Genomic DNA, 11,122 nt, shown 5'->3' with positions numbered 1-11,122 from the left:
TCTCCCTGTCAACGGTATCCGACCACGGGTGAGCTGTGCGGGATGCATCCGGCGCACAGTCGGGCGCCCGTTGCGGCGCCTATCGGATGTTCAGCATGCACTTCTCGCTACTCCTCTTCGCTGCCGATCGAGTCCATCTCCAGCCCCAGCCAGTGCCGCAATACGTCACGCAGCGGCGCGGTTTCGACAGGCTTGACCAGCACATCGTCCGCCCCGGCGGCAGCACAACGCTCGCGCTCCTCGGCATCGGCGTCGGCCACCAGCGCAATGATCGGCGCCTCGAAGCCGTGCTCGTCCTTGAGCCGTCGCGCCAATTCCGGACCTTCCACACCGGGCCGGCTCATGTCCAGCACTACCAGATCGAAGGCATCCTCTTCGAAACGCTGCAGCGCCTCGTCGGCACTGGTCGCCGGCACCACCTGCAATCCCAGGTCATCGAGCCGGGCAGTCAGCGAATAGATCAGTCGCACGTCTTCATCGACCAGCAAGACCCGCTGCCCCGGGCTCGACAGCTGCAGCGCGGCAGCAGGGTCCTGCACCGTGACCGGCGGTTCCGTGCGCGGCGGTGTCGCCATGCGCGCCTCCCCTTCCTGCTCGAGCAATGGCGCGCGGTGCTCATGGCGCGCCAGTTCGATGAAGACGAGTTCCAGCTCCGACTGCGCCACCGGCTTGAGCAGGTAGCGCGCATGCTCGTCGTGCCAGTCGTGGGGCTGCGGCACGCAGGAAATGATGATCACTGGCGTGCCCTGGTTGGCGGCGCGCAGCTCGCGATAGACCTGCCAGCCGCTGATGTCGGGCAGCAGGATGTCGAGTATCACCGCGGCGAAGCGTTCGTGCTGCAGGGCTTCGAGCGCCTGCTCGCCGGTATCGCGGATCACGCTGGCGAAGCCGTGCTGCTGTCCCACTTCGGCGACCCTCGCGGCGAACCCGGCATCGTCCTGGACGATCAGCAGGCCCGGCTTGGGGCCGTTCAATTGCGGCGGTACCGCGACCGCTGCCGTCGCCGCGATGGGCAGCTCGACGGTGAAGATCGACCCGCGCCCCGGATCGCTGTCCACGGTGACCTGGCCGCCCAGGACCTCGGCGAGCTGGCGGGTGATCGCCAAGCCGAGACCGGTGCCGCCATATTGCCGGCTGATGGAGCCGTCGATCTGCTGGAACGCCTGGAATATCCGCTCCTGCTGGTCACGGGCGATGCCGATGCCGCTGTCGCGTACCTGGAGCTGCAAGGTCCGGCAGGCCTCGCCCTCGCCATCGGGCAGGCAGCGGGCCGACAGCTCGACCCCGCCCCGCTCGGTGAATTTCAGTGCATTGGTCAGCAGGTTCCGGAGAATCTGCTGTAGGCGCGCGCGGTCGGAGTCCAGCGTCGCCGGCACCCCCGGCTCGATGCTCAGCGTCAGGCTCAAGCCCTTCTGCTCGGCCATGGGCCCGAGCGCATCCTCGAGCTCGGCCAGCAGCTCTGCCAGATTCAATGGTTCCAGCTTGAGCTGCATGCGCCCGGCCTCGATCTTGGCGAGGTCCAGAACGTCGTTGATCAGCTGCAACAGCTCGTGCCCGGCATGGTGGATGATGTCGGCATGGCGCACCTGCTTGTCGCTGAGGTTGCCGGTGCCGTTCTGCCGCAACTGGTCGCTGAGGATCAGGATGCTGTTGAGCGGCGTGCGCAGCTCATGGGACATGTTGGCGAGGAATTCCGACTTGTAGCGGTTGGCCATTGCCAGCTGGTCCGCCTGATCGCGCAGGCGGCGCTCGGCCTCCTTGCGATGGCTGATATCGATGATCACCGCCTGGACCAGCTGCTCGTCACCGCTGCGCAACGGCGACAGCCCGATCTCCACCGGCAGCGCCCGGCCATCGCGGTGGCGGCCGAAGAGTTCACGATTGCCGCCCATGCGCCGCGGCTCCGGGTGCTCGATATAGCCCTGGCGCAACTCGCGGTGCGCTTCGCGCATCGCCTCGGGCAGCAGCAGCTCCACCGGCTGGCCGAGCAGTTCCTCGCGGCTGTAGCCGAACAGCAGTTCGGTCTGGCGATTGACCATGACCATGCGGCCTTCGACATCGACCAGCACGAAGGCATTGGGCGAGGCCTCGACGACATTGCGAAAGCGCTCTTCGTCGCGCTTGCGCGGCTGCAGGTCGAGCAGGTTGAGCACGTAGTACAGCGCCGCGTCATGCTTGAAGCTGGTCAGGCTGGCGGCGACCGGGATCGGCCGGCCGTCCTCGCGCTGCGCCTGGAGTTCCAGCTGGCTGGTCTCGCGCAACTGCTGCAGGGTCTGCTCGCCGAGCACGCCCGGCACGTAGCGACTGACCCGTTCGCCGGCCAGCAGCTCGGTGCTGCTGGCGAGCAGTTGGCCGGCACGCTGGTTGGCCAGTTCGATGCGCCCGCCGGCGTTGCACAACAAGGTGGCCACCGGCAGTTGCTCGATCAACTGGCGGAAGCGCGCCTCGCGCTCCTGCAACTGCAGGCTGAGCGCCTGGCTGCTGCGCAGGGCACGTTCGCGCAGATAGAGATAGCCGCCCACCAGCAGGGAGAACAGCACCGCGGCGGTCAGCGCCGCCACCAGGCTGAAAGCGCGGCTGTTGTCGCGCAGGATCGCCTCGTACTCGGGCGTACTGGCTACCTGCAGCTGCCAGCTGCGGCCGTACATGTAGATGTTGCGCACCCGCTGGAAGGCGGCATCGGCACTGATCGGCGCGCGCCCCATCAACAATGGCGAGTCGGGGCTGGCGGCATCGAACAATTGCAACTGCAACATCCGGCTGCGCGAGCCGAGAATGCCCTCCATCAGGTCGGTCAGGCGGAAGGCGCCGTGCAGCGTGCCGGCGAAGGCGCGCTGGCGCTCCTCCTCGGTGGTCACCGGTGCCGCCGGGGCATAGAGCGGCAGGAACAGCAAGACGCCGGCCTGGATGTTCTGCTCGGTCTCCTGCTTGAGCCGCAACGGCCCGGTCAGCACCGGATTGCCGCTGTTGCGCGCGCTGATGATCGCTTCGCGACGGGTTTCCTCGCTGAACAGGTCGAAGCCCAGCACCCGGCGGTTGCGCCAGTCGGTCGGATGGATGTAATCGACGAAGACATATTCGTCGCGGTCGCCCGGGGGTACATGCGAAAGCGTTCACGGCCGGAACGGCGGATTCGCTCGATCATCGTCGGCAGGGTCGCGGAGGTGGCATGGCGCGCCAGTGCGACACCCTGGATACCCGGATAGAAGTCCTGCAGCTGCAGCTGGTCCGTGGCCCTGGTCCAATCCTCCACCTGCACGTCGTCGTTGCCCGCCACCAGTCCGGCAAGGCCGCGCAGCACCATCTCGTAGGCGCGCATCCGTTCGCGAAGGGTGTGCTCGATATCATCGACGGCGAAGGTGAAGCGCTGCTCCTGCTCGACCTTGCTGCGCACTTCCTGAACGTGCCACTGCCAGCCTATCCATCCTCCCAACCCCGCCATCAAGGCCAGTGCGACCAGCAATGGCAGCCAGGGCCTGCGGGAATGGAGAGCGGGACGATCATCCATTCAACCTCCTCTGTGCCACTACTGGCGTGCTATCGAATTTCAGATTCGCGAAGCGCAGAGAGGTTCAATTACAGCACAGCGACAACGGATGCATGACGTCGAAATCACGACGCAAGCGGAGCCATTGCAGCTCCGCTCGCTATGAAAGCGCTTACAGCGGCCGCAGATTGATCTCTACGCGGCGGTTCTGGGCACGGCCGGCAGCCGTGTCGTTGCTGGCGATCGGCTGGCTGGGGCCGGCACCGTAGGAGGAGATGCGCGAGGCGGCCACGCCGTTCGAGACCAGGTAGGAGGCGACGCTCTGGGCGCGACGGTTGGACAGATCCTGGTTCAGCTGCAGCGAACCGGTGCTGTCGGTGTGGCCGACGATGTCGACGCCGTTCTTGTTGAACTCCTTGAACACCTGCACCAGCGAATTCAGCGTCGGGTAGAAGCTGCTGGAGATATCCGCCGAGTTGCTGGCGAAGGTGATGTTGCCCGGCATGATCAGGGTCAGGTTATCGCCATTGCGCTGTACCTGAACGCCCGTGCCCTGCAGGGTCTGACGCAGCTTGGCTTCCTGGGTGTCGACGTAGTAGCCGTAGCCACCACCGGCCGCGCCGCCGACGGCCGCGCCGATCAGGGCACCCTTGGCACGGTCCTTCTTGCTCGAGGTCGCAGCGCCGATGACTGCGCCACTGACCGCACCGATGCCACCGTAGACCCCTGCCTTGCCGGCCTGCTGCTCGCCGGTGTAGGGGTTGGTGGTGCAACCGACCAGCAGGGCGACACCCGCGGCCAAGGCGGTCAAGTTCAGCATTTTCATAAGTACTTCCTTCATCTCGTCAGTTATCAGCGGCCACCGTCCTTGCGAACACGGACCTGAAAAACGCCGCTAGGTTACCATCGGCCATGGCAAAGAATGGGAACGAAACGACAGAACCATCAGGCGCGGACAAACGGATTTTCCCGCATCTCGTCGCCGAGGCGCGTGTCCGGGCCATGGCCGGTCACCACCGTGGCGTCCTCGTCCAGGCAGTACAGGCGCTGCTTGATCGAGCGCTCGATGCTGGCGTAGTCGCCGCCCCACAGGTCGGTGCGACCGATGCCCCGGCGAAACAGGGTATCGCCGGCAATCAGCAGCCTGGCCGCGGGGAACCAGAAGCTCATCGAGCCGGGCGTATGTCCGGGCGTGTGCAGCGCCACACCGCAACCGCAGGCCAGCGCCTCGTCGTCGGCCAGCCACTGGTCCGGGGCCGGCACGGGCGTATAGGGCACGCCGAACAGCCGGCACTGCATCTCCAGGTTGTCCCAGAGGAATTGATCGTCCTTGTGCAGGTGCAGCGTGGCGCCGGTCTTCTCCTTCATCTGCCCCGAGGCGAGGAAGTGATCGAGATGGGCATGGGTGTGGATGATGCTGACCACCTGCAACCCCAGGACCTCCAGGCGGGCGAGAATCCGTTCGTGATCGCCGCCCGGGTCGACCACAATGGCCTTGCGGGTCAATGGATCGCCGATGATGGTGCAGTTGCACTGCAGGGGCCCGACGGGGAAGGTTTCGCGTATCAGGGGCGGGATGGACGGCTCCAAGACGGGCTCCTCGAAAATGATAATTTCAGCGGCCAAGGGCTTGGCTGAACCAACATGAACCGCACGGGAGAACGAATCATCGTCACTCGAGATCTGCAGGCAATCATCGATGCGCTGCCAGGCATCTACCTGGTCGTGACGGCGGATCAAGCCTACACCATGGTCGCTGTCAGCGAGGAGCGCCTGCGCGTCACCATGACCCGCCGCGAGGAGATCATCGGCAAGCGCCTGTTCGAGGTCTACACCGACGATCCATCCAACCCCGATGCCCAGGGCGTCGCGGCACTGCGCGCCTCGCTGGAGCAGGTCATCGCCAGCGGTCGCACCCAGCGCATGAGCAACGTGCGCTATTCGCTGCAACGGTCCGACGAGGACGGGGGCGGCTTCGCCGAGCATTACTGGGACGTGATCAACGCACCGGTGTTCGGCCCGGACGGCAAGGTGCGCTACATCATCCACCGTGCCGAGGACGTGACCCAGCTGCTGCAGAGCCAGGAACGCACACGCAACCGCCTGCGGCAGAGCGACGAGCGGCTGAATGCGGCACTGCTCGCGTCCGGCACCGGCACCTTCTACTGGGACCTGGCCAGCAACCGGCTGGACATGGACGTGGCCATGCAGCGTCTGGTCGGCCTGCCGCAAGGCAACCTGAGCCTGGATGCGCTGCTGCAGCGGGTCCATCGCGACGACCGCCCGGGCATCGTCGCGCAATGCGAACGTTGCGCCAGGCTTGGCGAAGACTTCGAGATGCAGTTTCGCGTGCAGCTTTCCAGAACCGGCCTGCGCTGGCTATTCGTCAAGGCGCAGACCGGTCATGACACCGACGGCAGGCAGCCTTACCTGGTCGGCGCCTGCCTGGACATCACCGGCCACAAGCGCACCGAGCAGGCCCTGCATCGCCTCAACGAGACCCTGGAACAGCGCGTCAACGAGGAGGTGGCCGCACGGGCCTCGGCCGAGGCGGCGCTACGCCAGTCGCAGAAGATGGAAGCCGTCGGCCAGCTCACCGGCGGCCTGGCGCACGACTTCAACAACCTGCTGGCGGGCATCATCGGCTCGCTGGAGCTGATCGAGCTGCGGGTGCAGCAGGGCCGGACCGGCGAACTCGCACGCTATGTCGAGGCTGCGCTCGGCTCCGCCAGCCGCGCCACCGCATTGACCCATCGGCTGCTGGCGTTCGCCCGCCAGCAGACCCTCGACCCCAGTGCCACCGATGTCAATGCCCTGGTGGGCGGGATGATGGAGCTGCTGCAACGCACCACCGGCCCGCTGATCGAGTTCCGCAACGAGCACGAAGCACACCTCTGGCTGACGCTCTGCGATGCCAACCAGCTGGAAAACGCCCTGCTCAACCTCACCCTCAATGCACGCGACGCGATGCCCGATGGCGGCTGCCTGACCCTGACGACCCGCAACGAAAGCCTCGACCGGCACGCAGCCAGCCGTTTCGGCCTGACCCCCGGCGATTACGTGACGCTGAGCGTCAGCGACACCGGCAGCGGCATCGCTCCGGAAAAGCTCAGCTATGTCTTCGACCCGTTCTTCACCACCAAGCCGCTGGGCGAAGGCACCGGCCTCGGCCTGTCGATGGTCTACGGTTTCGCCAAGCAGTCCGGTGGCGGCGTGCATATCGAAAGCAGCCCCGCCGGGACCACGGCCAGGTTGTTCCTGCCCCGCCATTTCGGCGAGCCCCGCCCATCGAGCGTCAAGGACAAGAGCCCTTGCATACCGGAACGGCAGGAAGGTCGCACGGTGCTGGTGGTCGACGACGAGGACAATGTACGCATGCTCGTGGTGGAGGTCATGCAGGAGCTCGGCCACCAGGTCCTCGCCGCCGCCTGTGGCGCCAGCGCCCTGAAACAGCTGGGCGAGGCAGGCGAGGTCGATCTGCTGATTTCCGATATCGGCCTGGCCGGTGGCATGAATGGCCGCCAGCTCGCCGATCTCGCGCGCCTGGCACGCCCGGGCTTGAAGGTGCTGTTCATCACCGGCTATGCCGAGGAAACGGTGCTCGAGCGCAGCGGCCTGCACCTGGATTACGAAGTGCTGGTGAAGCCGTTCAGCATCCAGGCGCTGGAGGACAAGGTGCAGGCCATGCTCGAGGCTAGCTGAGCCCGGTCTCAGAGTGCGGAGATCGCATCGTTGCCCTCTTCCAGCCAGCGGGCGATTTCCACGCGGATGCGTTTCTTGTCCAGCTTGCCGACACTGGTCTTGGGAATCTCCTGGACCACGGCGACCTGCTGCGGGATCGCCCATTTGTTGATCTGCCCTTCGGCCACCGCGGGTTCGAGGAAATCCCGCAGCCCGCGCACATCGAGCCGCTGGCCCTCGGCGAGCACCAGCAGGGCGAACGGTCGCTCGCCCCAGCGCGCGTCCGGCACCCCGACCACGGCCACGTCGCGCACGGCCTGGTGGCGGCTGATCAGCTTCCAGCTCCAGCGACGACAACCACTCGCCGCCGGTCTTGATCACGTCCTTGATCCGGTCGCGAATCTCGATGTTGCTCATCTCGTCGATGACCGCCACGTCGCCGGTGTGCAGCCAGCCATCGGCCCAGAGTTCTTCACTCTTTTCCGGCTCGTTGCAGTAGCCCTGGGTCAGCCAGGGCGCACGCAGGACCAACTCGCCCTGCGACGCGCCGTCGGCCGGAAGGAAGCTGCCGTCCGGCGCCTGGATCGCCGCGTCCACCAGCACCACCGGCACCCCGGCCTTGAGCCGGTAGCTGCTGCGGGTTTCCTCGTCGGCGGCGAGCAGCTCGTCGTTGATGTGCGCACCGGAAATCAGCGGGCAGGTCTCGGACATACCGTAGGCGGCGATCAGCTCCATCCCGCGCGCCCGGGCGGTATCGTAGAGCCCACGGGTCAGCGCGCTGCCACCGATGGTGATCTTCCAGCCGTTGAAATCCGTACCCTGCGCCGCCTTGGCGTTGAGCAGCATCTGCACGATGGTCGGCACGCAATGGGAGAAGGTCACCTGCTCGCGGCGCCACAGCTCGATGAGGAACTCCGGATCGTAGCGCCCCGGATAGACCTGCTTCAGGCCAAGCATGGTGGCCACGTACGGCAGCCCCCAGGCATGCACGTGGAACATCGGCGTGATCGGCATGTAGACATCGCCCGAACCCATCAGCCGCGGGTTCTCCCGCGCGCTGACGGTGACCGCGGCGGCCAGGGTATGCAGCACCAGCTGGCGATGGGTGAAATAGACGCCCTTGGGATTGCCGGTGGTGCCGGTGGTGTAGAAGGTGGTCGCAACCGAGTCCTCGTCGAAGTCGGGGAAGTCGTAGCTCGGCTCGGCAGCGGCGAGCAGGCGCTCGTATTCGCCAATGCAGTCCGGCAGGCCGGCTTCCTGTTCGTCGCCATCGGTGAGCAGCAGCGTCTTCTGCACGGTGCTCAGTTGCCCGGCGATCGCCTGGTACAGCGGCACGAATTCGCTGTTGACCAGCACGAAGCGGTCCTCGGCGTGGTTCATGGTGTAGAGGATCTGTTCCGGCGACAGGCGCACGTTGATGGTGTGCACCACCGCGCCGATCATCGGGATGGCGAACATGCATTCGAGATAGCGGTGGCTGTCCCAGTCCATCACCGCCACGGTATCGCCCGGCCTGACGCCGGCCTCGGTCAGCACGTTGGCCAGCCGCGCGATGCGCTGGTTGAGGGTGCGGTAGTCGTAGCGCAGCCGGTCGCGGTAGACGATCTCGCGGCTGCGCTCATAGCGCAGCCCGGACAACAGCAGGCGTTTGATCAACAAGGGATACTGGTAGGCGTTCGCCGCCGGCTTGATCACACGGGTCTGCAACATGGTGGGCATCCTGTCTTTTCTTGGAGTTGTAAGCCCACTCTAGAGCGTCAGGAGCCCGGCAAAATCAACCCAAAGGATTATTTTCTTTCAGGACGTTTCGGCCGGCTAAGCGATCTCGCTCAGCGCCAGGCGCGCGCCTAGGCCGATCAGTACCGCGCCGGTCAGACGGTCGAACCAGTGCCCCATGCGGGCGAAGCCAGCGCGCACGCGGCCTCGGCTGAACAGCCAGGCCACCAGCAGGAACCACAGCGTGGTCGCGCAGGCCAGATAGAGGCCGTAGCCGGCCTGGATCGGCAGCGGGGTATGAGGGCTTATCACCACAGTGAATAGCGACAGGAAGAACAGCGTCGCTTTGGGATTCAGACCGTTGGTGACGAACCCGACGGCGAATGCGCGCCAGGCCGAATGCTGCGCGGGCGCCTGCGCATCGGCCTGCAGGTCCAGCGTCATCGGCCGTGCACGCAGCGCGCGCCAGCCCAGGTAGAGCAGATAACCGGCCGCCAGCCACTTGAAGAGGTTGAATAGCACAATCGACTGCGAGACGATCAGGCCGATGCCAAGCAGTGAATAGCCGACGTGCAGGAAGATCCCGCAGCCGATACCCAACGCGGTCCAGCTGCCCGCCCGCCGGCCCCGGGTGACGCTCTCGCGCACCGCCACCGCGAAATCCGGCCCCGGGCTAGGGTCTGTTCCCGTTTCATTCGTGGCCGCGCCGGAGCCTGTTTTTGCGCGAGGCAAGGCGCGAGATGCGAAGTTTGGTCGCCCAAATGAGTCATCGAGTAACGCAGCATCGCGCAAAAACAGGCCCGGCCCTTCGGGTTGCGCGGCAAATGGCGCCATGCGGCGTTGCGGGACTTGGCAAGGGATCACCATTCCCTGCGTCCCGCGCCTTGCCTGGCGTCATTTGGCGCAGCAACGCGGCTCACGATGAAACGAGAACAGACCCTAACACCGCGAGCAGATGCACCAGCGCCACGGTCGTAAATTCCAGCCAATACATAATCGATTTCTCCGCCATGCGTGCCGGGCGATATCTTCCGCCCGTCCCGGCCCTATCGAAAGGTACAGTTGATGTCCAATCGCGCCGTTTTCCTTGACCTCTCCCCGCTCGACCAGGGCGACCTCGACCTCGCCCCGCTGCAGTCGGCCTTCGATGAACTCGTCTGCCATTCCCTGAGCACAGCGGAACAGGTGAACGAGCGCCTGCGCGGCGCCCAGGTGGCCATCGTCAACAAGATCGCGCTGAACGCCGACACCCTCGCCGCCTGCCCCGAGCTGAAACTGATTCTAGTCGCCGCCACCGGCGTCAATAACATCGACCTGCAGGCCGCACGCGAGCGCGGTATCGTCGTCTGCAACTGCCAGGCCTACGGCACCGCCACGGTGGCCCAGCACACCCTGATGCTGTTGCTGGCACTGGCCACCCGCCTGCCCGACTACCAGGCGGCCGTCGCCCGGGGGCGCTGGCAGGAAAGCGGCCAGTTCTGCCTGCTGGACTTCCCCATCGTCGAGCTGGAGGGCAAGACCCTCGGCCTGCTCGGCCATGGCGAACTGGGCAGCGCGGTGGCGCGCCTGGCCGAGGCGTTCGGCATGCGCGTACTGGTCGGCAATCTGCCGGGCCGGCCGGCGCGGCCGGAGCGCCTGGACCTGGACGAACTGCTGCCGCAGGTGGACGCGCTGACCCTGCATTGCCCGCTGACCGAGCAGACCCGCAACCTCATCGGCGCGCGGGAGCTGCAGTTGATGAAGCCGACCGCCTTCCTGGTCAATGCCGCCCGTGGTGGCCTGGTTGACGAACAGGCCCTGGCCGACGCCCTGCGCCGCGGCCATCTGGCGGCGCCGCCACCGACGTGCTGACCAGCGAGCCGCCACGCGACGACAATCCGCTGCTGGCCCCCGGCCTGCCGCGGCTGATCGTCACCCCGCACAGCGCCTGGGGCAGCCGCGAGGCACGCCAGCGCATCGTCGGCCAGCTGACGGAAAACGCCAAGGCCTTCTTCGTCGGCGCGCCGACCCGCCAGGTGAACTGAACCGGCATGCGATAGCGGCTCCATCGGGCCATTCACGACGGGCCGTTCGATAGAAGCACTGGAGGCTTGAAGCCTGAAAAGCATCGCCCCGAGGTCGGGCCTCCCACAAAAAGCAGCCGGTGCACACTGCCCCCCTGTAGGCGCGCCCTCGCGGCGATGCAGGCCGAAGGACTGCCAGCTTGAAGCTAAAGAGCATCGCCCCAGGGGGAGCCTT

4 protein-coding genes and 3 pseudogenes are annotated in these 11,122 nt (G+C 66.1%); 2 read left to right on the top strand and 5 right to left on the bottom strand.

Annotated elements, in window-relative coordinates:
- Nucleotides 1–107: 107 nt before the first annotated feature.
- From BAY1663_RS07375 to BAY1663_RS07365, 3 genes and pseudogenes are all read right to left on the bottom strand, one after another.
- Nucleotides 108–3,508, bottom strand: a pseudogene (locus tag BAY1663_RS07375) (CHASE domain-containing protein).
- A 151-nt stretch (nt 3,509–3,659) separates the two neighbouring features.
- The gene (locus tag BAY1663_RS07370; protein WP_037039038.1) at nt 3,660–4,313 is read right to left on the bottom strand and encodes an OmpA family protein; all 654 of its coding nucleotides are present in this window, start codon (nt 4,311–4,313) and stop codon (nt 3,660–3,662) included.
- Between the two features lie 119 nt (nt 4,314–4,432).
- Nucleotides 4,433–5,065, bottom strand: coding sequence for an MBL fold metallo-hydrolase (locus tag BAY1663_RS07365; protein ID WP_371257592.1), 633 nt, complete (start codon nt 5,063–5,065; stop codon nt 4,433–4,435).
- A 66-nt stretch (nt 5,066–5,131) separates the two neighbouring features.
- Between BAY1663_RS07365 and BAY1663_RS07360 the strand changes: the two genes are divergently transcribed.
- Nucleotides 5,132–7,189: an ATP-binding protein gene (locus BAY1663_RS07360; protein WP_051497091.1), complete on the top strand. Its 2,058-nt coding sequence runs from the start codon at nt 5,132–5,134 to the stop codon at nt 7,187–7,189.
- A gap of 8 nt (nt 7,190–7,197) precedes the next feature.
- Here BAY1663_RS07360 and BAY1663_RS07355 read toward each other — a convergent pair.
- Both BAY1663_RS07355 and BAY1663_RS07350 read right to left on the bottom strand, forming a co-directional pair.
- A pseudogene (locus BAY1663_RS07355) lies at nt 7,198–8,878 on the bottom strand (fatty acid--CoA ligase).
- A 105-nt stretch (nt 8,879–8,983) separates the two neighbouring features.
- Nucleotides 8,984–9,718: a LysE family transporter gene (locus BAY1663_RS07350; RefSeq protein ID WP_256206593.1), complete on the bottom strand. Its 735-nt coding sequence runs from the start codon at nt 9,716–9,718 to the stop codon at nt 8,984–8,986.
- 231 nt (nt 9,719–9,949) lie between these two features.
- Here BAY1663_RS07350 and BAY1663_RS07345 point away from each other — a divergent pair.
- Nucleotides 9,950–10,908: pseudogene (locus tag BAY1663_RS07345) on the top strand (2-hydroxyacid dehydrogenase).
- Nucleotides 10,909–11,122: the final 214 nt, after the last annotated feature.

The organism is Pseudomonas sp. BAY1663, from assembly GCF_000582595.1.
Lineage (GTDB): Bacteria > Pseudomonadota > Gammaproteobacteria > Pseudomonadales > Pseudomonadaceae > Stutzerimonas > Stutzerimonas stutzeri_AF.
This window is presented reverse-complemented; position numbering and strand designations above follow the sequence as displayed.